We start from the raw sequence: 23,393 nt of genomic DNA on the forward strand, positions 1-23,393 counted from the left end.
TTCAGGTGCCTGGTCCCGGTTAAACTTTAGGGAGGGGGATTTTTTTGAAAAACATTAAGTGGCCTTTATTATTCTTTGCCGTGGCAGCAGCAGCCTGCATCATGGGTGTCGGCATATCGATTGCCGAGAAAAGTATATTCGGGGTAATTGCCTGTATTGCAGCCCTTGTGCTTGTAATGGGCTTCGGATTTAAAACCAAGAAGAAAATGCGCGAAAACGGATTATTATAACTATAGAACCAGCGAAGAAGCCGGCCCATTGGGGGTCCGGCTTCTTTTTATAGTCTGTTGCTGTTCATGGCTGAAGAGGCTTCAGCAAAAGGAGGTGCTCTTTGCCTCCTTCATCTTTTTCGGATTTATACTGCTCAAAGCCGCTTTTCGAAAGAAACTCCAGCCAGCCGGATTCACTTGCTGGAACAGCGGCAAATACCGCCTTATTCTCTGCAGCCAATTCTTCCCCTAGTGTCAAGAGGATCCCGCAGCCAAGGCCTGTCCCTCTTCTGTCCGGATGAACAAGGATAGTCCCGAGCCAAGGCTTCCGGTTAGAAGGTGCCCTTCTTACATGGAAGGTAACACCCGCCCTTTCACCATCCTTCTCCCACACTCTCCATTCTCCATCAAGTTCTGAATACACCTCTATGTATTCCTCAATGCCCCTCCCCTGTGTCTCATGCACAAGCCATTCTCCTGAATGGTCAGCCAAATATTGAAAAAAAGCATAGTCTCCTGCTGAAAGGCTCCTTGAGGTGATCTTACCAGCTGCCATTTTGCAAATAGTCCCTGAGGATCTTTTCATGCAGGCCAGGCTTGCAGATGAAAACTGAGCTTTGCTCTAACAGGTTCAGATCTTCCCCTTTCAGGGTAGTCGCTTTGCCTCCCAATTCGGTTATAAGGATATTCCCTCCAGCAAAGTCCCACGGGGCCAGTCTCAGTGATATATATGCATCGATGCGGCCTGTTGCAACATAAGCCATTTCAATAGCAGCAGATCCGTATGAACGGGTGCCTCTAACATCCCTGACAAGCGGGGCCAGCAGACTTGGGTCGATCCTTTTGTTTTCAGTGACCCAGGTAGCATTCAGCCCTATGATAGCATCCTGGACACTTGCTTCTTTCAGGCTCGGTATTTGCATATCGTCCAGATAGGCGCCTTTACCCTGGAAAGCATGATAAAGCTCATCATGGACCACATCGTAAATAAGGCCGATCTTTCCAACCCCATCTTCATATATCCCGATCGATATGGCGAAATTCCTTTGCTGATGAACAAAATTCATTGTTCCATCAATTGGGTCGATAATCCAGACAACTCCATCCAGATCCTCTATTTTGTCCCCAAATCCTTCTTCGCCAAAAATGCGGTGTTCAGGATATGTTTCATTGATTTTGCTGATAAAAAACTGCTCGGTCGCCTGGTCGATGTCAGTCACAAGATCATTCCGGTTGGATTTCGTTTCAATAGTCAGCGTTTTTTGGAAAGAATCCTTAATCCTTCTTCCGGCTTCTTTTACCCATTCTTTTGCTTTTTCATCAATATGGTCCCAGTTCGTCATTTCTCTTTCCTCCGTAAAGGCCGGGCTCCAGCTGCCAGCGCCCTGCGCCCGGCCATATATTAATGATAAGATTATCGGAAATGCAGGAACTTCTCAAGCATAGCGTCCCCCCGCCTCACTCTATTAAGCAATATCCTTCTTTTTTCCCTTCAGAAAAAATAATAAACGGACTCCAGCCATGTTACCGGGAGCCCGTTTTTATTTTCTATAGAAGTTTTCAGCTGACCATTCTGACATTTTTTCTCCTTTTTAATGAACCTTTATATATATTTAAATAAATGCTAGAGCCTTTCTCTCACAGCGCTTTCAGCCTAACCAGCTCTTCACGTATCTTTTCGAGCTTTTGTTTTGTTCTTTTTTTGACATTCTCATTATTGTCGCCCATTGCTTCGAAAAGTGTCGCCAATTCATAATCCATTTCAAGCCTCAGTACGGCAGTTCTTTCCTTTTCACCGGCTTTTTTCTTTACAGAATTCATTAATTGTTTCATGATCTTGCACCCCTTCCGGTTTTAGTTGAATTTTCAGATATCTTTTTTTATTATAATATGAAGTCCTCAAAGCAGTTGCAACAAAATTGTGCTGATACCCATTGCCTGTAAATAAGAGGTCAGAAGCTGTTCATTTCCCCTTTTTCCTGCGCTGTGCTATAATGTTGCCAAAATCAGCAGGAGGTTATACATATGCCATTCAGCGGCTTTTCCAATGCAGACTTTGATGTTTTTAAAATAGATGGACTAGAAGAAAGAATGGATAGCTTGAAAGAAAATATCCGTCCAAAGCTTGAGGAGCTGGGCAGCTATTTTGCGCCGGGCTTATCAGCTCTTACAGGAGATGAAATGCATCCCCATGTTGCCAAGCATGCCAGAAGGACAATCAATCCGCCAAATGATACCTGGGTTGCCTTTGCGGCTAATCCAAGAGGATATAAAATGCTCCCCCATTTTCAGATCGGATTATGGGAAAGCCATGTGTTCATTTGGTTTGCCACCATTTACGAAGCACCCAATAAAAAGGAATTCGGGGCTGCATTAAAGAAAAACTTAAGCGAAATTTACAGCAGCATCCCCGGCAGCTATGTATGGTCAGGAGATCACACAAAGCCTGGCGCCGTTTCTCACAGTTCCCTTGATAAGTCAGAACTTGAGGCCATGTTCGACCGCCTCGAAAACGTTAAAAAGGCGGAAATCCTCTGCGGTGTCAACATACCGTGTGAAGAAGCCATCAAGCTCAGCGCTGAGGAATTCCTGCAGAAAGCTGATTCTGTATTTAAAAATCTATTACCCCTATACAAAATGGCATAAACGGGTCCAGACGCCCAAACTGCCAAAAGAACCTGCATCAGATCGATGCAGGTTCTTTTGTTTACTTCATTTTTACTTTGTCCCCGGCTTTTGCCTCTTTGGCTGCTTTTACGGAACGGTATGGCGAATACCCGCTTGTTTCTTCAAATTCGCTGCAGACTGTCTTTTCCTGGGCCTTGCCTGGTACAATTTCTTTAAAACGGCGGTACGAATCCATAAGGATTTCCCTGTCGACCCCTTTTTCATAAGCGGCTTCAACGCTCTCAAAGAACTTTATCACGTCTACAATCTCTTCTGTCGACCAATCCGGGTCGATTGGATATTGATATTCCAAAGATTTCACTCCTCTTCAAGCATCTTAGCTGATTTTAACCAGTCCAAGAAAATTTTGCAATTCTTGTCCTAGTCTGCCCATGAGCGCCGGATATCTTCTGCTTCTTTAATAATCCTGCTGACCAGATCGCCAGCTGAAGGAATATCCTTAATCATGCCCATTACCTGCCCTGCCCAGGCAAATCCTTCAGTTTCAGAGCCGTCATGGATATAGCGCTTGTTTGCCTGCCCGCTTATATAATCCTTCAGTTCTTCATAACTGCCATTATTCTTTTCAATTTCCAATATTCTGTCCGCCCATGAGTTGGCAATGACCCTCGCAGGAGCCCCGAGCGAACGTTTAATGACAATTGTGTCATTTTCCGATCCCCCGACCAGTCTTTCTTTATACAGCTTTGAAGCATGCACACACTCTTCTGTAGCCACAAATCTTGTGCCCATTTCAATTCCTTCCGCACCAAGGCTCAAGGCAGCCATCAAGCCCCTGCCGTCGCCGATCCCGCCAGAGGCGATCACTGGAATCGACACAGCATCTGAAACCTGGGGAACAAGCACCATTGTCCCGGTATCTGTCCTTCCAAGATGCCCTCCCCCCTCCTGGCCGACAACCATCACAGCATCCGCGCCGAGTTCTTCTGCTTTAACAGCCTGCCTTCTTGCCGCCACAAGCACAAGCTTCCTGACATCAGTTCCCTTCAGCATCTCAAAAATCGGGGCCGGATTCCCGCCCGTCATAGAAATGACCGGGACACCCTCCTGAAGCGCTGCTTCCAGGAACCCCTCGAATGGCCTGCCATGCTGCCCGATGGCAAAATTAACGCCAAAAGGCTTTTCCGTTATCGTTTTGACCTTTCTGATTTCCGTTTTGAGCTCCTCCGGCGAAGGCAGCGACATGGCTGTTATTTGTCCCAGTCCGCCTGCATTGGAAACCGCTCCTGCAAGCTCAGAGTACGCAAGATGCGCGAGGCCTCCTTGAATGATCGGGTACTGTATATCCAATAATTCCGTTACTCTAGTCTCCCATTTCATCTTTGTCTCCCCTTTTCCTTCTCAATTCTCCTTCAAATACTTCGGGACAGCAGCTGAAAATTCCTTTTTTAACAGGCGGGAAACCGGAAATCCACTGTATGGGCGCAGGGGCGAATAGTCAAGAGTATTTCATCGAATGCTACAGAAAAGGGATATATTCAGCCGCTCTGCAAATTTGCCTGCCAATGCCGGCTAGAATCGCTTTGCATCCATATGCTTTAATGCTATAATTCATTTGTTTTATAAGTATATTAACGACAATGATTAAAGAGGTGTGGGAATAGTTGCTACAATCTGAAACACCGTTATTCAGCGGTTTACTGGAACATGCAAAAAAGAACCCTATTCAATTTCATATACCCGGACATAAAAAAGGGGCGGGAATTGATCCGGAGTTCCGAGAATTTATCGGAGATAATGCCCTGTCAATCGATTTGATTAACATCGGCCCCCTTGATGATCTCCATCAGCCGAAAGGAATCATCAAACAGGCGCAGGACCTGGCTGCAGAAGCATTTGGTGCAGATCATACATTCTTTTCAGTTCAGGGAACCAGCGGAGCGATCATGACGATGGTCATGGCAGTCTGCGGGCCTGGGGACAAAATTATCGTACCAAGAAATGTTCATAAATCTGTGATGTCAGCCATTGTCTTCTCAGGTGCGACCCCTATTTTCATTCACCCGGAGGTTGATGAAAAGCTGGGAATTTCACATGGAATCACTACAGATTCAGTGGAGAAGGCACTTAGCCAGCATCCCGACGCTAAAGGTGTGCTGGTTATCAATCCTACCTATTTTGGAATATCAGCAAACCTGAAGGAGATTGTTGAGATCGCTCATTCCTATGAGGTGCCTGTCCTTGTGGATGAAGCACATGGTGTTCATATTCATTTCCATGAAGACCTGCCGATGTCTGCGATGCAGGCTGGCGCCGATATGGCCGCTACCAGTGTCCATAAACTGGGCGGATCAATGACGCAAAGTTCAATCCTGAATGTTAAAGGAAATCTTGTTTCCCCTAAGCGCGTTCAGTCGATCCTAAGCATGCTGACAACGACCTCTACCTCCTATCTGCTGCTTGCGTCTCTTGATGTTGCAAGAAGAAGACTTGCTACAGAGGGGAAAGAGCTGATTGAGCGGACAATAGACCTGGCACAGTATATGAGGAAAGAAATCAATGAGGTTGACCGCCTCTACTGTGTCGGTGACGAGATTCTTGAAACCAAGGCGGCTTATGATTATGATCCGACCAAATTGATTATCTCTGTGAAAGAGTTAAATGTAACAGGATATGATGTAGAAAAATGGCTCCGCGAGAAGTTTAATATCGAGGTCGAGCTATCAGATTTATATAATATCCTCTGCATCATTACTCCAGGAGATACCAAACAAGAGGCAGATGCCCTGCTTGCTGCACTCAGGGAATTATCTGCGGGCGGCCTTCAAGAAACTGAACGCAAGGATGCAAAAGTGATGCTGCCTAATATACCGGTGCTTTCGTTAACGCCACGGGATGCTTTTTATGCAGAAACTGAGCTTGTCCCTTTTGACGAATCTGAAGGGCGCATCATTGCAGAATTCATCATGGTCTACCCTCCAGGAATTCCAATCTTCATTCCAGGGGAAATCATCACGAAGGATAATCTTGTCTATATTAAAACAAATATGGAGGCAGGACTGCCTGTCCAGGGACCTGAGGACTACGATTTCAAATTCCTGCGTGTGATTAAAGAGCATAAAGCGATCAGGTAAGAATATGGAACAAAAGCGCAAGCGCCTTGATCCACCCCTTAAGGAACGCAGACTAAAAACGCCACTTCCTGCTGCAACGTCTGCATGACCCCCATCCTGGGGGGCCTCAAGACGAACCTCCCCGAAAGGCGTTCTTTGCCTTTTTGGGAGGTTTGGCTTGTGACCTCGGCGCAGCTGCTGGACGTGGATCAAGAATTGATAATAATCCACAAGGATTACTAATTATAAATTCCTATACAGTAAAAAAGAAAGCATGCAATTTTTGCATGCTTTCTTCTATAAAATCATTTTTAATGCTGATTCTAATTGCTTTTCTCTTTTTGTCCGCCTTTTCTGCAATTGCATTTCGCATACAGAACCGTTACCTTTTCATCTTCAAAGTGATCGATTGTTGAATTGCAATCCTGACATACTATTGTGCCCATCTGTTCAATCCCCTTTTCGCTGAATTTGGTTTTGAAAGCGTTTTATTTTACTCTAAATCTATAATATTATAACATTATTAAAATATCAAGCCTAAATTGTATGACACATTTTGCGGGTTATCGCTTATTTTTCATTCTTTTTTTCCAGGGAGGAAGGATCATTCCCTTTTAAAAACTTCTATAAGGTTACAGCATCCCGCAAGAATGGTAAAATTAAATCTAAATATTCTGTTTTTAAAGGAGGTTTCTTCATGTCGAGCAGCGCTTACATAAAACTGGTCAAAACATCAAGCCAGGAAACGATTACAATTCAGGAGGTAAAAGATTTACTGGAATATTATAAAGCTATAACCGCAAAAACCGGCGATCAGGTTGATTGGGGTTACAGCAAAGCAGCCTTTCCTTATGAAATAAAGGAATATACACAAGGAGACGGAAAACGGCTTTGGCTGCAATCTTTGGATGACCGTTATAATACGATACTGATAGGAGTAGGAACAGAAATGATACAAGATGCTGACAGCACAGAGCGGATCCAATCCTATATACAGCTTACCCTGCCGGAAAATGCAGCAATGGGCGACAAAAGCAAAGCGAATGAATTCTGTAAATTTTTAGCTAAGAAACTCCAGGCTGAACTGCAGCTGTTCAACGGAAGAATTATGTACTTTAACGGGCGAAAATAATAAGGTATGATAATATAGATTCGTTGAAATAAGTTTCAGGTATTAAGGAGTTGTCAGCTTGAAGAAAAGAGTCCTAATCATCATAATAGTCAGTCTGGCTTTTGCACTGGTGTCCCCTTTCATCTTTGACGCAAGGCTGGAAGACAAGCCGGATTCATTAACACAGAATCTTCTATTCGGGGGCCCTTTCCCTTTTGCCGAGCAGACCAGCTATCTGCCAGAGCAGGAGGATGCATATCCGGTGGTTATACAATTTGAATCTCCCCTGGAAAAAGAAACGAATTACAAGCTTACGCCCCTCGTGTTGACAGAGCTGAGCTATTTTCTTTTCTTTTTCGCAGTCACAACTATAATAGCTAGATTATTTAAAGGGAATGTTAGAAGGTAAGAAGAAAGAGCGGCACTCGATGCCGCTCTTTTTCTGGTTTATAAAGCTGTTTGGATCCTGTCAGGATCCACAATTTCATACCCTTTTGCCTGAAGGCCCTTTACAATCCCCTCCAGCGCTGCATTCGTCCAATCTCTGTCATGCATAAGCAGATTGGCTCCGTCGGTCAGATATGGGGAATTGACCATAATGTCCGTCAAGGCCTCTTTGTTTTGATAGTCCTTTTCCCAATCGTATCCATATGTCCAGTTCATGAGCTCCATTCCTTCCGCTGCAGCAGCCTCCCTGCTTGCATCGGTATTGATCCCAAAAGGAGCCCTGAAAAATCGAGGCTTTTCCCCGATGATTTCTTCTACACGTTTATTTAATTTCAATACCTCTTCCTTTTGCTGTGCCGGGGTAATTTCCTTTAGATTACTGTGGCTGTATGTATGGTTCCCGATTGGAAAACCCAGATTATGTATCTCTTTCAATTTTTCTTCTTCCTCCGGGGTATCCAGAAAATGCCCGTTAACGAAAAATATGGCGCTGACACCCAGCTGATGCAATGTTTTAGCCATCTCTACGGCATGTTTATCAGGCGCATCGTCAATAGTAAGGAGGACCACTTTTTTGTTCGCATCTGCCAGCGGCTCAATAGTCCAATTATTTTCATTAATGCGGTATAAAGGCTCTTTATCCTCCGTTTCAGCCGGCTGTTCTTCCTGAGATCCTGTCTCCTCTGCAGCTGAATCACTTGCCTCTTCATTTTCAGCAGTTTCTTCTGCATTGCTGCTTCCCTGCTCTTTGGCCGTTTCCACAGTATCTTTTGGTTCTTCTCCCTTATCTTTGCCTGCTTCTCCGCCTGCACCGCACGCAGAAAGCAGCATGGCAGACAGCACCAAGGCGGCAGTTTTTTTATTCATCATTACCCCTCCAATAAGCGTTATGCTTTTTATTATACTTATAAAATGTTAGTATAGAAAATGGTTTGTAACTGGTAGAGACAATCGAAATAACTCCCCCTTTTTATCCGTAAAGTATTTCTATCTGCTGTTTTCCCTAAACCACTGTTTCCACACCATACTATTTTCTAAACATAAAACTGCAGCCCATTCATCAGCAATGGCTGAGCCTGCACATATGTATGATTTGATTTGGAGGGATTGGATGAAGAAACTGACACCAGTTTTTTGGGTATCAGTTATCGTAACTGTATTATTTATTATCTGGGGGCTTATTCCAAAAAGGATATTGCCCAATGCAAATTTAGACGTTGTTACACAAAATGTTCAAGGATTCATCCTTGAGAAATTTGGCTGGTTTTATATGCTGTCAGCCTCGATCTTTTTAATTTTTGCTATTGTACTTATTTTCACAAAGTATGGAAACATTCGTTTAGGGAAAGATAATGAGCAGCCCGAATTCGGTTATTTAACCTGGTTTGCGATGCTGTTCAGTGCAGGAATGGGGATAGGCCTTGTATTCTGGGGAGCTGCAGAGCCTATGTATCATTATTTCGATCCGCCATTCGGCGACGGAGAAACGCCGGATTCTGCCAGAACAGCCATGAGATATTCCTTTTTCCACTGGGGACTCCACCCTTGGGCCATCTATGCAGTGATAGCCCTTGCTTTGGCTTACTTTCAGTTCAGGAAAGGGGCTCCAGGGGTCATCAGCTCCATTCTCCGTCCCATCTTAGGGGATAAAGTTGACGGAATGCTTGGTGTACTAATCAATTTCATCGCAGTATTTGCAACTGTCTTCGGTGTAGCCACTTCACTGGGACTGGGTGCCATTCAAATAAGCGGCGGCCTGTCACATGTGTTCAGCGGCGTCAGCAACGGCATCGGGACACAGATGATCATTATAGCCGCTGTCACGGTATTATTTATGCTTTCGGCCCAGACAGGGCTTAATAAAGGCATTAAATACTTGAGCAATCTTAATATCATCCTGGCCATTCTTCTGCTGCTATTCATGCTGTTTGTAGGGCCTACCAATTTTATTATGGATCTATTCACCACTACTATCGGTTCTTACTTGCAGAACCTGCCATCCATGAGCTTCAGGCTCAGCCCGTTTGATCAGGAACTGACATGGTTCCAGGATTGGACCATTTTCTATTGGGCCTGGTGGATTGCATGGGCTCCATTTGTGGGAACCTTCATTGCACGGATTTCAAAAGGCAGGACCATCAGGGAGTTTGTCATCGGTGTCCTTGCTGTACCAACATTATTCGGTGCGCTTTGGTTTTCAGTATTTGGAGGAACCGGTATTTTCCTCGAATTCTTTGAAAATACGCCAATCATGGATACGATGACCGAGAATGGCATGGAGATCGCTTTATTTGCTGTCTTTGAGCACTTCCCGTTATCAATGGTGCTGTCCTTGCTTGCCATCTTCCTTATCAGCACCTTCTTCATCACTTCAGCGGACTCGGCAACCTTCGTGCTTGGCATGCAAACGACGAACGGAAGCCTGAACCCGCCAAATAAAGTTAAATTTGTATGGGGCATTATCCAATCTGCTTCTGCAGCCATACTTCTGTGGACAGGCGGCCTTGAAGCATTGCAGCGTGCGTCTATTATTGCCGCCCTGCCATTTACAGTTATTATGCTCCTGATTGTAGTTTCACTGATGAAAGCCTTAAAAGAAGAAAATGTGAGCGATACAAAAGAAAAACAGCAAAAATCTGCATAATAGAAAAGCTTCGGGATGATTTATCCCGAAGCTTTTTTGGTTGGTGTATTTTTATATAGCATTGTTATCCTGCTGCGTTTGTGATTTTTTCAAAAGTGCGGCTACAGGTGATCTGCTGGGACCGCTATTTTCCTATTTCCTAAGAATAGTGGTTCTAGCTCAACTGGCTGGAACCGCTATTTTTTCTATTTCCTAAGAATAGTGGTTCTAGCTCAACTGGCTGGGACCGCTATTTTTTCTTTTCCCAAGAATAGTGGTCCTAGCTGCCCATGCTGCCATCACCTTATATCTTCAAGTGGTCCTCCCATTTTACCCTAGAAAGGAAAGTCTGCAGGCTGCCTTATAAATTCCGTTCAACTACCACCAGGTACTCTCAATAATGAATAAATGCCAGAGCCGCCTGAAAGCAACCATACAGCCCCAAAGACAGCATAGTGACCATAAAAGTTCTCTTCGGTGATTTTATGATGAAATTACCCAAAATAACAGCAAGATAGAAAAATACAAAAAACATGAGAACATTATAAACTGGATGGTCATGCTTAGAAAGCCACTCCAAAAAAGTATAGCCGCTCCATATAATCAGCTGGATCATGATCACCGAATAAGTCTTCATATAAACACCGCCAATTGCAATATATATTCCCTTCATATGTTTGCTTGTAATCCAGGCTTATATGTATTATATGTACCACTCCGGCCGGGTATTTTTCAATTTTGTAACAATTGGGTGACAAGCGGAGATATTACTATTTATTATGTTAAAATATGGGCTATTATGACGAAATTATTTACAGCTTTTAACACATTAAGAGAAGAAAAGGTGAGCATAAATGAAGAGTTTCCGTTTTTTGCTGTTAGCTTCTTTTATGATATTGACCGTTTCCTGCAGCAAGACGAAAGCTGCTGATGATTTAATGCTTGATAGCTCGCAAAAGCAGGTGATTTTCTTTACAGATGAATCTGACTATCAAAATGAAGCACCATATTATGATGCAATCATAGAATTGAAAAAGGAATTTCCAGATGAAATGAAGAAAATGAAAGTCATAACGGCTGCCAAGGCGAAAAAGTATTATAGTACATTCGAACTTAAAGGATGCCCGGCCATTTTAGTTTTGCACCAGAACAGGATTACAGCAAAAGTGAATGGCGATGCATCAAAAGACAAAATCATTGAACCGCTGTCTAAAGCACTTAGGACCGGCACATAAAAAAGACCTTCCCTCTTTTGTGAGGAAAGGTCTTTCTCTTTATAAGTCCTGCATGCAGTCACAAATTATTTAATGATGTGAATTGGGCTTCCAAGGGCAACTTCAGCTGCTTCCATAGTGATCTCGCCAAGTGTTGGGTGAGCATGGATAGTCATAGCCAAGTCTTCAGCAGTCATGCCTGCTTCAATGGCAAGGCCAAGTTCAGCAATCATGTCAGATGCATTTGCACCAGCAATTTGCGCACCGATGACAAGGTCATCTTCTTTGCGTGTGATCAGCTTCACGAAACCGTCAGTGCTGTTTAAAGCAAGGGCACGGCCATTTGCTGCAAATGGGAATTTGGCAGCATTGACTGCAATTCCTTCTTCTTTAGCCTGCTGCTCAGTGTAACCCACTGAAGCCAGTTCAGGATCAGAGAATACAACTGCAGGGATTCCAAGATAGTCGATCTCAGAATTGTGGCCAGCGATTGCTTCAGCTGCGATTTTACCTTCATAAGAAGCTTTGTGAGCCAATGGAGGTCCTTCAACAATGTCACCTATAGCGTAGATGTTGCTTACGCTTGTACGGCACTGCTTGTCGATCTTGATGATGCCGCGGTCTGACATTTCAACGCCCGCCTGCTCAAGGCCAAGCTCGTCAGTATTTGGACGGCGTCCCACCATAACGAAGACATAATCAGCTTCAACAGATTTTTCTTCGCCTTTTACTTCATACTTGACTGTTACACCGCTGTCAGTTTCTTCAACACCTTTTGCAAGGGCATTAGTGATGATGTTAGCGCCTTTTTTCTTCAGGTTCTTTTTAACCAATGAAGACATTTGCTTTTCAAATCCGTTCAGGATCTCATCAGTTCCTTCAAGGATGGTCACTTCAGTACCGAAGTTAGCGTAAGCTCCGCCAAGCTCGGTTCCGATGTAGCCGCCGCCGATGACAACGATCTTCTCAGGAACTTCTTCAAGAGCCAGTGCGCCTGTTGAATCAAGCACGCGCTTTGAATATTTGAATGCAGGCAGTTCGATTGGGCGTGAACCTGTCGCAACGATTGCATTCTTGAAAGTGTAAGTCTGGGAAGACTTCTCATCCATTACTTTCAGAGTATTTGCATCAACGAAGAAAGCTTCTCCGCGTGCGATCTCTACCTTGTTTCCTTTAAGAAGGCCTTCAACACCGCCAGTAAGCTTCTTGACAACTCCGGCTTTCCATTCCTGTACCTTTGTGAAATCTACTTTCACATTTTCCGCTGAAATGCCCATTTCTTCTGAATGCTTAGCATGTTCATAGCGGTGTCCAGCTGAAATCAAAGCCTTTGAAGGGATACAGCCGACATTCAGGCAGACGCCTCCAAGAGTTCCTCTTTCAACGATTGTTACTTTTTGTCCAAGCTGTGCTGCGCGGATAGCGGCAACATAGCCTCCAGGACCTGCACCGATTACTATAGTATCTGTTTCAATAGGGAAATCTCCAACTACCATTTAATTACGCCTCCATTAACAATAGTTCTGGATCGTTGAGTAAACGCTTGATGTGGTTTAATGCATTTTGTGCTGTTGCGCCATCGATGATTCTGTGGTCAAAGCTTAAAGAAAGTGCAAGAACTGGTGCTGCAACGATTTCTCCATCTTTCACTACAGGCTTTTCAGCGATGCGGCCAATTCCCAGGATCGCTACTTCAGGATGATTGATGACAGGTGTAAACCATTGTCCGCCCGCAGAGCCGATATTGGTAATTGTGCAAGAAGCGCCTTTCATTTCATCCGCAGCAAGCTTGCCGTCACGGGCCTTGGTTGCCAGGCTGTTGATTTCATCAGAGATAGCAAATGTAGATTTGCGGTCAGCATCCTTCACGACAGGAACAAGCAGGCCTTTCTCTGTATCAGCAGCAATTCCAATGTTGTAGTAATGCTTGTGGATGATTTCGCCAGCAGCATCGTCAATTGACGTGTTGAGCGCCGGGAATTCACGCAATGCACTAGTCAATGCCTTTACCACATAAGGCAGGAATGTAAGCTTGATGCCTTTGTTTGCTGCAACTTCCTTGAATTTCTTACGGTGTGCTACCAGTTTTGTTACATCGATTTCATCCATTAATGTAACATGCGGTGCAGTCTGCTTGGAGTTAACCATAGCTTTTGCAATTGCTTTGCGGATTCCGCTCATTTTCTCGCGGGTTTCCGGATATTGGCCTTGAGGAGCTGCTGCTGCTGCCGCTGGTGCTGCTGCTTCTTCCTTAGCTGCCTCTGCCTGTGGTGCTTCCTGAGCAGGTGCTTGAGAGCCTCCGTTCAAGAATGATTCAATATCTTCCTTCAGCACACGTCCGTTTTTACCGCTGCCTGCTACCTGGCGGATATCAACGCCTTTGTCGCGTGCGAACTTGCGCACTGATGGCATAGCGATAATTCTGCGGTCAGGATCAACATCGGGCTGGGAAATAACTGTGCCTTTACCGGCGTCTTCCTGTCCAGGAGCTTCTTCCTTCTTCACATCCTGGCCAGCTTCCATTGTTGATTGAACCTGTGCTTCCGTTTTTTCTGCCGGCGCTTCATCACCGTGTTCACCTTTAAATTGTAAATCCTCATACCCCGGTGCGTCAAAAGATACGAGCACTTGTCCAACAGTAGCAACTGTTCCTTCGCTGATGTGGACCTCTTCAACAGTCCCTTCAACTGGGGATGGAATTTCTACTACTGATTTATCGTTTTGCACTTCGCACAATACGTCATCTTCTTGAACTTTATCGCCTGGTTTAATAAACCATTTTACGATTTCACCTTCGTGGATACCTTCACCGATATCAGGTAATCTGAATTGGAATGACAATGGGTTCACCTTCCTGTTAGTAAATTGAGTGATGATGCAGGAAAGGGAGAAAAAACTTCCCTCTCCCATTAAAAAATTGATCTATTAGAAAGTAAGTACTTTTTTAGCTGTTTCCAGTACATCTTTGTAGTTTGGCAGCCAGATTGTTTCTGCTTGAGAGAAAGCATAGACAGTATCAGGTGCTGCTACGCGGAGAACTGGAGCTTCCAGGCTGAGAATCGCTCTTTCATTGATTTCAGCAACAACCTGAGCAGCTACGCCTGCCTGCTTCTGTGCTTCCTGGACCACAATGGCACGGCCTGTTTTCTCTACAGAGGCAATGATTGTTTCAAGGTCCAGCGGTGCGATTGTACGAAGGTCTACTACTTCTACTGAATAGCCTTCTTTTTCAAGTTCTTCTGCTGCTTTTAATGATTCATGAACCATTGCTCCGTATGTGATGATGGAAAGGTCTGAACCTTCACGCTTCACATCAGCCTTGCCAAGAGGAATTGTGTATTCTTCTTCAGGCACCTCTTCACGGAATGCACGGTATAGCTTAAGATGCTCAAGGAAAATAACCGGATCGTTGTCACGGATAGATGAAATCAGAAGTCCTTTTGCATCGTAAGGAGTTGAAGGCACAACCACCTTTAGACCTGGTGATTGAGTCATCAGCCCTTCAAGGCTGTCAGAGTGAAGTTCCGGAGTATGCACTCCGCCCCCGAAAGGAGAACGCACAGTGACAGGAGAATGGTATCTGCCGCCTGAACGGTAGCGCATACGCGCCATTTGGCCGGCGATTGAGTCCATTACTTCGAACACAAATCCGAAGAATTGGATTTCCGGCACTGGACGGAAGCCCTGAAGGCCAAGACCAATTGCTAAACCGCCAATTCCAGATTCAGCAAGTGGAGTATCGAATACGCGGTCTTCGCCGAACTCTTTCTGAAGACCTTCCGTAGCACGGAATACACCGCCGTTAACGCCTACGTCTTCACCGAACACAAGTACGTTCGGATCATTGCGCATTTCTGTGCGCAACGCATCGGTGATTGCCTGGATCATTGTCATTTGCGCCATCGCTTACTTCGACTCCTTTGCTTGGTAAATTTCATATTGTTCTTTAAGGTTACGAGGCATTTCTTCATACATGTTCTCCATGAAGTCTGTTACTTTCTGCTTCGGATAACCGTCAGCTTTCTTGATTGCTTCTTTGATATCTTCTTTAGCCTGGTCGATTACTTCGTTTTCCTTTTCTTCGTTCCAGATGCCCTTGTTTTCAAGGAATTTGCGGAAACGGACTAAAGGATCCTTCTTTTCCCATTCGTTGTCAAGGTCCGTTGTACGGTAGCGAGTCGGATCATCGCCAGCCATTGTATGCGGGCCATAGCGGTATGTCATCGTTTCAATCAGAGTCGGGCCTTCGCCGTTTACTGCACGTTTGCGGGCATCGCTGACTGCTGCATATACAGCAAGGGGATCCATTCCGTCTACCTGAACTCCAGGGATACCTGCTGCGACTGCTTTTTGAGCTACAGTCTTAGCCGCTGATTGCTTTTCTACCGGAGTGGAAATCGCAAAGCGGTTGTTTTGAACAACAAAGATCGCTGGAGCCTTAAATGCCCCTGCAAAGTTAAGACCTTCGTAGAAATCACCTTGTGAAGCTCCGCCGTCGCCAGTGTATGTAATAGCTACTGAACCGGCACCGCGCTTCTTCATCCCAAGAGCCACACCTGCAGCCTGGATGATCTGAGCGCCGATGATGATTTGAGGTGAAATTGTATTCACACCTTCAGGCATCTGGTTGCCGTGGAAATGTCCGCGTGAGAACAAGAATGCCTGATACAGCGGCAGGCCGTGCCAGATCATTTGAGGAACATCGCGGTATCCCGGAAGGATGAAGTCTTCCTTCTCAAGAGCAAACTGTGAAGCAAGCTGTGAAGCTTCCTGTCCTGCTGTCGGCGCATAGAATCCAAGGCGCCCCTGTCTGTTTAGAGAGATGGAACGCTGATCAAGAATACGAGTGTATACCATGCGGCGCATCAATTCCTGAAGCTGCTCATCGCTTAATTCAGGCATTGCCGCTTCATTTACGACTTCGCCTTCTTCATTCAATATTTGAAACATTTCAAACTGCTCTTCTACCGCCTCAAGCGCTTTAGTAGCATCCAATTGTGCTTTCTTCGTTTTAGAAGCCATCTTTGTCACCCTTTCCTTTCATTAAAAAGACATTATTTTAAGAGATAAATACACAAAGCTTAGAATACCCAAAATGAATTCATCTTAGAAATCTGCTTTTGTTTTTTCCCTATTAAATTTAGCCGTACATGCAAAAAAACTGTCCGGCTCATCCTTTGACAGCTGCAAAACATAGTTTTACTTAGTTTTCCACAGATGCCTCCGGAAAAAACGTCTATTCTGATATTTCTTTACAATCATTTTCTGTATCATTGAATTATATATGTCTCACTGATACAAGCAATGAAATCACCTTACTCATTTTATTATAAGAAATCCGTTACAGTCAATTATTTAAACCTATTTTCCAAAAATTATTTCGAGTATTTTAAAAAACTGTATTAATAAGTCCTTATTAACTGTACTATAAAAAAGCAGCTTTTTAACAGGATGTGTTATAACAAGAGAAGAATTATTTAGGAAGAATTATTTTAAAAAAATACTTTGTGTCCAGCAAAAAAGTCTTTCGGCATCATCTGACCGAAAGACTTCTCGAATATTCCCCTTTTAACAGGCGTTGACTCTATGCTTATGTTTACTCAGCAGCAACCTCTACACCAGCCTGCTTATAGAAGGATAATTTTATTTCATTATATTTTTTTGTCAGCTCATTAAATTCTTTATTATGGACCGTCAGCTGCTCATAGGATTGATTGATTTTTTCAATCTGGGCTTCCAGCTGCTCCATTGTCAGGTCTTCCTTCTTGAACAGCGAATACAGCTCTTTGTCCAGTTCAAGGCCCTTCTTATATTCACTGTATAGTTCATCATGGACGCTGTAACGGTCCATCATCACTTTGTACAGTTCCTCAGCACTTTCTTTTGCTTCCTTATCTTCAATGTCAGGGATGATATCCTCAAGAGGTGCAAATTCTTCTTTGGAGGATTCAATGCTCTCCTGCTCTTTATTCATGAGCTCTTCCCTCTTCCCCACGGCTTCAAGGGCTTCATCTGACAGCTTTTTAATTTGGTCAAATTCCTTCATGCCCAGCGCAATGATCTGATCATAAAGTTCTTTTTCCTGCTTTTCCAGTTTAACAAGCGGGTCCTGCTGCTTTTCAAACCCGTCTTCTGCTTCTGCAGTTTTCTCCAGAAGGCTGTAGGCTTTTTCACCTGGTGTCTCCTTGTTCATGCATCCCCCGAGCACAAACAAACTTAAAAATAATACAGCCAGTACTTTTTTCTTTCTGATAACGGACATCATTAAACCCCCTAAGTGGAAAATAGCTGCTGCATATAAGCTGCATATAGGTGTGGTCCAAGATTCTTCATTAATTTTTATGAAAAAGCTTGTCCAACCATTTAATTAGAATTCAGCAGGATAATGCCATAAAGATACATATTCTTCATTCTTTTCATTTATGACTGGGCAGCGGCCTACACCATTTTTTCCTTCTTTCATAGGCTATAGTAAATCGTCCATAAAACTTATAAATATGTAGGGGACGATACTTTATTTCAGGGAGGTTATCCTTATGTATGGTTATGGTGGATACGGTTACGGCTGCGGCTACCCTGTAGGCGGAGCTGGCTACGGAAGAGGATTTGCTTTAATTGTCGTTCTCTTCATTCTTCTTATTATTGTAGGCTGTTCCTGCTGGAAATTCTAATACAAGCCGAAAAGGTGCTTCGACAGAGCACCTTTTCTTTATTAACTTTTTTCTTTATGTCTGTTAGACTATTGACGTACATATAGCTCCCTGAACTTTAATCACTTACCCGCCAGCACAGCGGTTAAAACATATTATAATAAATTTCTGCCGAAAAAGGCATGCACAGGAGTGGATTTTTAATGATAACAGTGGCGGATATTATCCGGGATGGCCACCCATCCCTCAGGAAAACGGCTGAAGAGGTGCCTATGCCCCCTTCTGCCGAAGATAAACAGACTCTTGCCGAAATGATGGAATATGTAAGAAACAGCCAAAATCCTGCCCTGGCTGAAAAGTATGGGCTGAGGCCTGGAATTGGGCTTGCCGCCCCGCAGATTGACTGCCTGAAGAGAATGATTGCAGTCCATGTGACTGATACAGATGGGAAACTGTACAGCTTTGCACTTTTCAACCCGAAAATCGTCAGCCATTCGGTCGAGAAAGCCTTTTTAACGTCCGGAGAAGGATGTCTCTCAGTCGATGAGCCTTTTCCCGGGTTTGTTCCGCGCTATGCAAGGATTACCCTCAAAGCCTTTGATATAGACGGCAGAGAAGTGAAACTAAGGCTGAGAGGCCTACCGGCAATCGTTTTTCAGCATGAAATCGATCATCTGAACGGAGTCATGTTCTATGACCATATCAATAAGGAAAACCCGTTTGAAATAATGAAAGATGCCCTCCCGATTGAAAGGTAATCCTAAAAGGAGAAGCAGGCCCCTTTGCCTGCTTCTTTTTTCTTATATCAAACCAAGCTTTTTCAAACCGTTCCAGATTCCGTCTTCCCCGACATCTGAGGTGATATGGTCCGCATGGCGCTTCACTTCTTCTTCAGCATTGCCCATGGCAACCCCCGTGCCGACGGCCTGGAGCATTTCAATGTCATTCAAGCCATCTCCGAATGCATACACATCCTCAATTGCAAAGCCGAGACGGCTGATCATTTTCTTTATGCCCTCCGCTTTTGAGCCCCCGGCAGGAAGGACATCGACGGAATGGGGATGCCATCTGATGAAATGGAATTTCCCGTATCCTTCGCGATACTCCTGTTCGAGACTGTCATCCATAAAAATAAGGGACTGGTAGATTTCCCGCCCATTATAAAAGCTTTCATCTTTCTCAGGATGCGGGAACTTAAGTGTGCCAAGGCTTTCCTCAATATGGGGATGGTGCGGCACACTTGATTTCATGGTTGATTCGTTCATAAAAACGAGCGGATGCCCATTCCTTTTTCCATGTTCTAAAAGCCTTTCCAGCTCTTTTGTGTCCAAAGGATTGGCATAGATCGGTTCATTCTCGAACACCACGTACTGGCCATTAAAGCTGACATAAGAATCAATGCCCAGCTCTTCCCGGAGACTTTCATACATGAAAGGAGCACGGCCGGTCGCGATTGCCGTAAATACCCCCTTTTCCTGAAGGAGCCTGATTGCTTCCTTCGTTTTTACCGGAAGGTTTTTGCCGTGGTCCAGCAGTGTTCCATCAATATCAAAAAAAACAATTTTCTTCATTTTTTACTTCCTTTCCATTTGCACGGACTGCATTCTTAAGCAGCCAGGCAGATCTTGTTTCTTTTCCCTCTTGACTTTATAGGAGGAAATATATATTCCCAGAAAGATGACAGCCAGGCCAACAGCCATCCCTGGCTTAATATGCTCGCCAAGGAGAAAGTACCCCCATGCGATTGCCGATACGGGGACGATATAGGTGACGAGGGAGGCAAACTCCGGGCTTCCCTTCTGTACAAGGAAATAGTATAGCAGATAGGCTGCGCCCGAGCCCAGGGCGCCGAGTATAACTAGAGAACCGAGTCTTTCCGGCGCAAAAAGAAGCGGGATGCTGGAAGGAGATGCAATCCCGGTATACAGGCCGCTTGCCAGGGCGGCTGATGTAAGCGTAAAAAGGGAAATCTGAAGGACGGAAACGCCCTCGAGATACTTTTTGGACAGATGGGTCCCTAATCCATAGCAGAATGCTGCCATAGACATGAATACGATTCCTGCGGTATTCCCCTCTGCCAAATCCCCGGTCCGGAAACCGCTGAGAATAAAAATACCGAAGAATCCGATCATAATACCGGCCCACTGGCTTTTCCGGAGCTTTGAACCGAAGAAAAGCCACCCAATGATGATCGTCCAGATCGGTGTAGTGGCATTAATGACGGAGGCCATACTCGATGAAATGGCCGTCTCGCTTTTAGAAATAAAATACCAGGGAAGTGCATTATTGATGAGCCCGACCAGGATCAGCAACCTGAAAGGCAGGCGTTTCCACTGAATCTTTTCTCTTTTAATAAAGCTGATCCCCCACAATGCTGCTGCACCAAATAGGCATCTGCCGAAGACAACCGCCTCAGGGCCCAGATCATGGAGCAGAATTTTAATAAAAAGGAATGATGTGCCCCAAATCAGACTTAGAGTGATCAGCGCACTATAAAGCTTACCCATTTTTCCACTCTTCTTTCCAAGATAACTTTCACTCTGTTAAAAGCTAACCCTTGAAATGCTAAATGTCAATCCAGCATATTTAACATTATTCCATCATTATCCATGAGATTTTTGGCCTTTTCATCATATAATAGAAGAAAAGGCGGCTTTCTTAATGCCCCCCAAAAAAACGGTTGTGTTCGGCAGCAGTAATTGTAATCCTTTACATTGGACAAGGTTGGGTTAAAATAGGAAGTAAGGAGATGATCCACTATGTTAAAGAAGCTGCGCAAAAAGCTCCTGAAACAGTGGAAAGACATGCTTCGCAAAAAATCGATCGCATAACCCCAGAGCCCTTCAAACTTGCGAAGGGCTCCTTCTTTAAGGTAAATTGTATAAAGGTTACATAGAAATGCGGAAGTGGCTTGCCCAGAGCCGACAAGCATAAGACGCGCAAGAATAAAAGGCGTTCTTTGCCTTTAATTCTTGGGTGGCTTATGACTCGAGGCTCTAGCCACTGGAGCTGGACAATGGGAAATGCGGAAAAGCCTTGGTCGCAAAGGAATGCAGACTAAGAACGCCACGTCCTGTGGCAACGCCTGCATGACCCACATCCTGTGGGCCCAGCATAAGACGCCGCAGAATAAAAGGCTTTCTTTGCCTTTAATTCTGGCGTGGCTTATGACTCGAGGCTCTAGCCGCCGGAGCCGGACAATGAAACAGCGGAAAAGCCTCTCCACGGACCTCTGAAGATAACACGACAGGGCGGTGGACAGTGTAAATCAACAAACTGAAAATTCCTTTTTGGGGCGTTCGTTATCCCCCGGAAATATAAGGGAAAGCTGTGCTTTATGTTCTTTTAAAAGAAAAAACATGAAAAACATGTTATTTTTTTATATAATAGAAAAAGTTATATCGGATTAAGGAGCGATTTATGATGATTTTTAAAGTTTATTACCAGGAATCCATTAAAGAAGTCCCAGTGAGGGAAAAAACGAAAACCGTTTATGTTGATGGAGATTCCCCGAAAGATGTACGTACGAAGCTGGCGGACAAACACTATAACATTGAACTCGTAGTCCCTGTTGAAGGCGATTACCTGGAATATGAAAAAAGAAACGAAGACTTTAAAGTATTGGAGATCTGATAATTTATGAAATTTGTCAAGAACGATCAAACAGCTGTATTTGCCCTTGGAGGACTTGGGGAAATCGGCAAAAACACTTATGCAGTCCAGTTCCAGGATGAAATCATCCTGATCGATGCTGGCATTAAATTCCCTGAGGATGAGCTTCTGGGAATTGATTATGTAATCCCTGATTATACGTATTTAGTTAAAAACGAAGACAAAATCAAAGGCCTCTTCATTACGCACGGACATGAAGACCATATCGGCGGCATTCCTTATCTATTAAGACAGGTGAATATTCCTGTGTACGGCGGTAAGCTCGCCCTTGGCCTTCTTCGCAATAAGCTGGAAGAGCATGGCCTCTTGAGAAAGACAAGAATGATTGAAATCAAGGAAGATGATATTATCAAATTCCGAAAAACTTCTGTCACTTTCTTCCGGACTACACACAGCATCCCTGATTCATATGGGGTCGTAGTGAAAACTCCGCCGGGGCAGGTAGTCCATACCGGGGATTTCAAGTTTGACTTCACTCCTGTCGGGGAGCCTGCGAACCTTACAAAAATGGCAGAGATCGGCAAGGATGGTGTCCTATGCCTCCTTTCTGACAGCACCAACAGTGAAATTCCTAATTTCACTATGTCTGAACGCCGTGTAGGAGAAAGCATTCATGACATTTTCCGCAAAGTGGATGGACGGATTATTTTTGCGACATTCGCTTCTAATATCCACCGCCTTCAGCAGGTTATCGAGGCTGCTGTGACCAATGGCAGAAAAGTGGCTGTTTTTGGCCGGAGCATGGAAGCTGCGATCAACATCGGGCGGGAGCTTGGCTATATAAGCGCTCCTAAGGATGTATTCATAGACGCACAGCAGATCAACAGGCTCCCAGCCAACCAGGTTACCATCCTTTGCACAGGAAGCCAGGGAGAGCCTATGGCAGCCCTATCACGGATTGCCAATGGAACACACCGCCAGATCCAGATCAACCCAGGTGATACAGTAGTGTTCTCATCTTCTCCTATTCCGGGAAATACGATCAGTGTCAGCAGAACAATCAACATGCTGTCCCGTGCAGGTGCAGAAGTCATTCACGGTCCGCTGAACGACATCCATACTTCCGGGCATGGCGGCCAGCAGGAGCAAAAACTGATGCTTCGTCTGATCAAGCCGAAATTCTTCATGCCGATCCACGGAGAGTACAGAATGCAGAAAATGCACTCTAAACTTGCGATAGATTGCGGCATTCCTGAAGAAAACTGCTTTATAATGGACAATGGAGAAGTTCTGGCCCTGAGCGAGGATACCGCTCAGGTGGCAGGAAAGATTCCTTCAGGTTCTGTATATATCGACGGAAGCGGTGTGGGTGACATCGGAAATATCGTCCTCAGAGACCGCAGGATCCTTTCTGAGGAAGGTCTGGTCGTTGTCGTAGTCAGCATCAACATGAAAGACTTTAAGATTTCCGCAGGTCCTGATATCATTTCCCGCGGCTTCGTCTACATGCGTGAATCAGGCGACTTGATCAGCGATGCCCAATCCTTGATCTCTAAGCATCTGAACAAGGTCATGGAAAGAAAAACGACACAGTGGTCTGAAATTAAAAATGAAATTACTGACACACTATCACCTTTCCTTTATGAAAAAACAAAGCGCCGTCCAATGATCCTTCCGATCATTATGGAAGTGTAATAAACCATATTAAAAAAGCACTCACAAATATTTGTGAGTGCTTTTTCCATTTTACAAGCAGTCAATGGACATCTGCCGTTTTCGCAGGTCC

General features: G+C 44.5%; 25 protein-coding genes. 11 read left to right on the forward strand and 14 right to left on the reverse strand.

Going from position 1 to position 23,393, the window contains the following annotated elements; all coding sequences use genetic code 11:
- The first annotated feature begins 44 nt into the window (after positions 1-44).
- The gene (locus tag Q9R36_RS03620; protein WP_009791110.1) at positions 45-230 is read left to right on the forward strand and encodes a YlaF family protein; all 186 of its coding nucleotides are present in this window, start codon (positions 45-47) and stop codon (positions 228-230) included.
- 64 nt (positions 231-294) lie between these two features.
- Here Q9R36_RS03620 and Q9R36_RS03625 read toward each other — a convergent pair whose 3' ends face one another.
- From Q9R36_RS03625 to Q9R36_RS03635, 3 genes are all read right to left on the reverse strand, one after another.
- Positions 295-765, reverse strand: coding sequence for a GNAT family N-acetyltransferase (locus Q9R36_RS03625; protein WP_253616615.1), 471 nt, complete (start codon positions 763-765; stop codon positions 295-297).
- Positions 752-1,552 carry an inositol monophosphatase family protein gene (locus Q9R36_RS03630; protein WP_009791108.1) on the reverse strand — a complete coding sequence of 267 codons (801 nt, stop codon included), beginning with the start codon at positions 1,550-1,552 and terminating at the stop codon, positions 752-754. Before Q9R36_RS03630 ends, Q9R36_RS03625 begins: the two co-directional genes overlap by 14 nt.
- 295 nt (positions 1,553-1,847) lie before the next feature.
- Complete coding sequence (locus tag Q9R36_RS03635; RefSeq protein WP_009791107.1) at positions 1,848-2,042, reverse strand: hypothetical protein; 195 nt, start codon at positions 2,040-2,042, stop codon at positions 1,848-1,850.
- A gap of 192 nt (positions 2,043-2,234) precedes the next feature.
- On the opposite strand from Q9R36_RS03635, the gene Q9R36_RS03640 reads away from it, so the two are divergent.
- Positions 2,235-2,855 (forward strand): YktB family protein, encoded by a 621-nt coding sequence (locus Q9R36_RS03640; protein ID WP_311224548.1) that lies wholly within the window; start codon positions 2,235-2,237, stop codon positions 2,853-2,855.
- Between the two features lie 61 nt (positions 2,856-2,916).
- Here Q9R36_RS03640 and Q9R36_RS03645 read toward each other — a convergent pair whose 3' ends face one another.
- Together Q9R36_RS03645 and Q9R36_RS03650 are read right to left on the reverse strand one after the other, a co-directional pair.
- Positions 2,917-3,189 carry a UPF0223 family protein gene (locus Q9R36_RS03645; protein ID WP_009791105.1) on the reverse strand — a complete coding sequence of 91 codons (273 nt, stop codon included), beginning with the start codon at positions 3,187-3,189 and terminating at the stop codon, positions 2,917-2,919.
- Positions 3,190-3,257: 68 nt separating this feature from the next.
- Complete coding sequence (locus Q9R36_RS03650; RefSeq protein WP_311224549.1) at positions 3,258-4,217, reverse strand: NAD(P)H-dependent flavin oxidoreductase; 960 nt, start codon at positions 4,215-4,217, stop codon at positions 3,258-3,260.
- A 284-nt stretch (positions 4,218-4,501) separates the two neighbouring features.
- Here Q9R36_RS03650 and Q9R36_RS03655 point away from each other — a divergent pair, with 284 nt between their 5' ends.
- The gene (locus tag Q9R36_RS03655; protein WP_224950165.1) at positions 4,502-5,971 is read left to right on the forward strand and encodes an aminotransferase class I/II-fold pyridoxal phosphate-dependent enzyme; all 1,470 of its coding nucleotides are present in this window, start codon (positions 4,502-4,504) and stop codon (positions 5,969-5,971) included.
- A gap of 302 nt (positions 5,972-6,273) precedes the next feature.
- Here Q9R36_RS03655 and Q9R36_RS03660 read toward each other — a convergent pair whose 3' ends face one another.
- The gene (locus tag Q9R36_RS03660) at positions 6,274-6,396 is read right to left on the reverse strand and encodes a GapA-binding peptide SR1P (protein ID WP_083783061.1); all 123 of its coding nucleotides are present in this window, start codon (positions 6,394-6,396) and stop codon (positions 6,274-6,276) included.
- A gap of 251 nt (positions 6,397-6,647) precedes the next feature.
- Here Q9R36_RS03660 and Q9R36_RS03665 point away from each other — a divergent pair, with 251 nt between their 5' ends.
- Both Q9R36_RS03665 and Q9R36_RS03670 read left to right on the forward strand, forming a co-directional pair.
- On the forward strand, positions 6,648-7,082 hold the full coding sequence (locus tag Q9R36_RS03665) for a DUF1885 family protein (RefSeq protein ID WP_101550705.1): 435 nt from the start codon (positions 6,648-6,650) through the stop codon (positions 7,080-7,082).
- A gap of 58 nt (positions 7,083-7,140) precedes the next feature.
- A complete protein-coding gene (locus Q9R36_RS03670) occupies positions 7,141-7,470 on the forward strand; it encodes a hypothetical protein (protein WP_311224550.1) in 330 nt (109 codons plus the stop codon).
- A gap of 38 nt (positions 7,471-7,508) precedes the next feature.
- Here the strand turns inward: Q9R36_RS03670 and Q9R36_RS03675 are convergent, their stop codons facing one another.
- Positions 7,509-8,378, reverse strand: a complete 870-nt coding sequence (locus tag Q9R36_RS03675; RefSeq protein ID WP_306010333.1) for a polysaccharide deacetylase family protein — start codon at positions 8,376-8,378, stop codon at positions 7,509-7,511.
- 241 nt (positions 8,379-8,619) lie between these two features.
- Between Q9R36_RS03675 and Q9R36_RS03680 the strand changes: the two genes are divergently transcribed.
- Both Q9R36_RS03680 and Q9R36_RS03685 read left to right on the forward strand, forming a co-directional pair.
- Positions 8,620-10,152, forward strand: a complete 1,533-nt coding sequence (locus Q9R36_RS03680) for a glycine betaine uptake BCCT transporter (RefSeq protein ID WP_094768877.1) — start codon at positions 8,620-8,622, stop codon at positions 10,150-10,152.
- Positions 10,153-10,985: 833 nt separating this feature from the next.
- Complete coding sequence (locus Q9R36_RS03685) at positions 10,986-11,366, forward strand: hypothetical protein (protein WP_022543673.1); 381 nt, start codon at positions 10,986-10,988, stop codon at positions 11,364-11,366.
- 65 nt (positions 11,367-11,431) lie between these two features.
- On the opposite strand, the gene lpdA is transcribed toward Q9R36_RS03685, so the two are convergent.
- The 5 genes from lpdA to Q9R36_RS03710 all read right to left on the reverse strand — a co-directional run bounded on the left by lpdA (position 11,432) and on the right by Q9R36_RS03710 (position 17,610).
- Entirely contained in the window at positions 11,432-12,841 is a 1,410-nt protein-coding gene (lpdA, locus tag Q9R36_RS03690; RefSeq protein WP_009791093.1) for a dihydrolipoyl dehydrogenase, read from the reverse strand.
- Between the two features lie 4 nt (positions 12,842-12,845).
- Complete coding sequence (locus Q9R36_RS03695) at positions 12,846-14,186, reverse strand: dihydrolipoamide acetyltransferase family protein (protein WP_148950217.1); 1,341 nt, start codon at positions 14,184-14,186, stop codon at positions 12,846-12,848.
- 84 nt (positions 14,187-14,270) lie between these two features.
- Entirely contained in the window at positions 14,271-15,248 is a 978-nt protein-coding gene (locus Q9R36_RS03700) for an alpha-ketoacid dehydrogenase subunit beta (protein WP_009791091.1), read from the reverse strand.
- A gap of 3 nt (positions 15,249-15,251) precedes the next feature.
- Positions 15,252-16,367 carry a pyruvate dehydrogenase (acetyl-transferring) E1 component subunit alpha gene (gene pdhA / locus Q9R36_RS03705; protein ID WP_009791090.1) on the reverse strand — a complete coding sequence of 372 codons (1,116 nt, stop codon included), beginning with the start codon at positions 16,365-16,367 and terminating at the stop codon, positions 15,252-15,254.
- Between the two features lie 574 nt (positions 16,368-16,941).
- Complete coding sequence (locus Q9R36_RS03710) at positions 16,942-17,610, reverse strand: YkyA family protein (protein WP_224950157.1); 669 nt, start codon at positions 17,608-17,610, stop codon at positions 16,942-16,944.
- A 271-nt stretch (positions 17,611-17,881) separates the two neighbouring features.
- On the opposite strand from Q9R36_RS03710, the gene Q9R36_RS03715 reads away from it, so the two are divergent.
- Positions 17,882-18,016: a YjcZ family sporulation protein gene (locus Q9R36_RS03715; protein WP_009791087.1), complete on the forward strand. Its 135-nt coding sequence runs from the start codon at positions 17,882-17,884 to the stop codon at positions 18,014-18,016.
- A gap of 182 nt (positions 18,017-18,198) precedes the next feature.
- Positions 18,199-18,753 (forward strand): peptide deformylase, encoded by a 555-nt coding sequence (gene def, locus Q9R36_RS03720; RefSeq protein WP_009791086.1) that lies wholly within the window; start codon positions 18,199-18,201, stop codon positions 18,751-18,753.
- A gap of 42 nt (positions 18,754-18,795) precedes the next feature.
- Here def and Q9R36_RS03725 read toward each other — a convergent pair whose 3' ends face one another.
- A complete protein-coding gene (locus Q9R36_RS03725; RefSeq protein ID WP_009791085.1) occupies positions 18,796-19,566 on the reverse strand; it encodes a Cof-type HAD-IIB family hydrolase in 771 nt (256 codons plus the stop codon).
- 3 nt (positions 19,567-19,569) lie between these two features.
- Positions 19,570-20,502, reverse strand: coding sequence for a DMT family transporter (locus Q9R36_RS03730; protein ID WP_311224551.1), 933 nt, complete (start codon positions 20,500-20,502; stop codon positions 19,570-19,572).
- A 916-nt stretch (positions 20,503-21,418) separates the two neighbouring features.
- Here Q9R36_RS03730 and Q9R36_RS03735 point away from each other — a divergent pair.
- Together Q9R36_RS03735 and rnjA are read left to right on the forward strand one after the other, a co-directional pair.
- Positions 21,419-21,628: a DNA-dependent RNA polymerase subunit epsilon gene (locus tag Q9R36_RS03735; protein WP_022543669.1), complete on the forward strand. Its 210-nt coding sequence runs from the start codon at positions 21,419-21,421 to the stop codon at positions 21,626-21,628.
- A gap of 6 nt (positions 21,629-21,634) precedes the next feature.
- Positions 21,635-23,302 carry a ribonuclease J1 gene (gene rnjA, locus Q9R36_RS03740; protein ID WP_009794332.1) on the forward strand — a complete coding sequence of 556 codons (1,668 nt, stop codon included), beginning with the start codon at positions 21,635-21,637 and terminating at the stop codon, positions 23,300-23,302.
- Positions 23,303-23,393 lie beyond the last annotated feature (91 nt).

The sequence above is a fragment of the Bacillus sp. AG4(2022) genome (assembly GCF_031844465.1).
Lineage (GTDB): Bacteria > Bacillota > Bacilli > Bacillales > Cytobacillaceae > Bacillus_AB > Bacillus_AB infantis.

What these genes read in the sequence shown, in the direction of transcription:
- Q9R36_RS03625 (WP_253616615.1), bottom strand. Translation starts at nt 765, where the DNA reads ATGGCAGCTGGTAAGATCACCTCAAGGAGCCTTTCAGCAGGAGACTAT.
- Q9R36_RS03630 (WP_009791108.1), bottom strand. Translation starts at nt 1,552, where the DNA reads ATGACGAACTGGGACCATATTGATGAAAAAGCAAAAGAATGGGTAAAA.
- Q9R36_RS03635 (WP_009791107.1), bottom strand. Translation starts at nt 2,042, where the DNA reads ATGAAACAATTAATGAATTCTGTAAAGAAAAAAGCCGGTGAAAAGGAA.
- Q9R36_RS03640 (WP_311224548.1), top strand. Translation starts at nt 2,235, where the DNA reads ATGCCATTCAGCGGCTTTTCCAATGCAGACTTTGATGTTTTTAAAATA.
- Q9R36_RS03650 (WP_311224549.1), bottom strand. Translation starts at nt 4,217, where the DNA reads ATGAAATGGGAGACTAGAGTAACGGAATTATTGGATATACAGTACCCG.
- Q9R36_RS03660 (WP_083783061.1), bottom strand. Translation starts at nt 6,396, where the DNA reads ATGGGCACAATAGTATGTCAGGATTGCAATTCAACAATCGATCACTTT.
- Q9R36_RS03665 (WP_101550705.1), top strand. Translation starts at nt 6,648, where the DNA reads ATGTCGAGCAGCGCTTACATAAAACTGGTCAAAACATCAAGCCAGGAA.
- Q9R36_RS03675 (WP_306010333.1), bottom strand. Translation starts at nt 8,378, where the DNA reads ATGATGAATAAAAAAACTGCCGCCTTGGTGCTGTCTGCCATGCTGCTT.
- Q9R36_RS03680 (WP_094768877.1), top strand. Translation starts at nt 8,620, where the DNA reads ATGAAGAAACTGACACCAGTTTTTTGGGTATCAGTTATCGTAACTGTA.
- Q9R36_RS03685 (WP_022543673.1), top strand. Translation starts at nt 10,986, where the DNA reads ATGAAGAGTTTCCGTTTTTTGCTGTTAGCTTCTTTTATGATATTGACC.
- lpdA (WP_009791093.1), bottom strand. Translation starts at nt 12,841, where the DNA reads ATGGTAGTTGGAGATTTCCCTATTGAAACAGATACTATAGTAATCGGT.
- Q9R36_RS03700 (WP_009791091.1), bottom strand. Translation starts at nt 15,248, where the DNA reads ATGGCGCAAATGACAATGATCCAGGCAATCACCGATGCGTTGCGCACA.
- pdhA (WP_009791090.1), bottom strand. Translation starts at nt 16,367, where the DNA reads ATGGCTTCTAAAACGAAGAAAGCACAATTGGATGCTACTAAAGCGCTT.
- Q9R36_RS03710 (WP_224950157.1), bottom strand. Translation starts at nt 17,610, where the DNA reads ATGATGTCCGTTATCAGAAAGAAAAAAGTACTGGCTGTATTATTTTTA.
- Q9R36_RS03715 (WP_009791087.1), top strand. Translation starts at nt 17,882, where the DNA reads ATGTATGGTTATGGTGGATACGGTTACGGCTGCGGCTACCCTGTAGGC.
- def (WP_009791086.1), top strand. Translation starts at nt 18,199, where the DNA reads ATGATAACAGTGGCGGATATTATCCGGGATGGCCACCCATCCCTCAGG.
- Q9R36_RS03725 (WP_009791085.1), bottom strand. Translation starts at nt 19,566, where the DNA reads ATGAAGAAAATTGTTTTTTTTGATATTGATGGAACACTGCTGGACCAC.
- Q9R36_RS03730 (WP_311224551.1), bottom strand. Translation starts at nt 20,502, where the DNA reads ATGGGTAAGCTTTATAGTGCGCTGATCACTCTAAGTCTGATTTGGGGC.
- Q9R36_RS03735 (WP_022543669.1), top strand. Translation starts at nt 21,419, where the DNA reads ATGATTTTTAAAGTTTATTACCAGGAATCCATTAAAGAAGTCCCAGTG.
- rnjA (WP_009794332.1), top strand. Translation starts at nt 21,635, where the DNA reads ATGAAATTTGTCAAGAACGATCAAACAGCTGTATTTGCCCTTGGAGGA.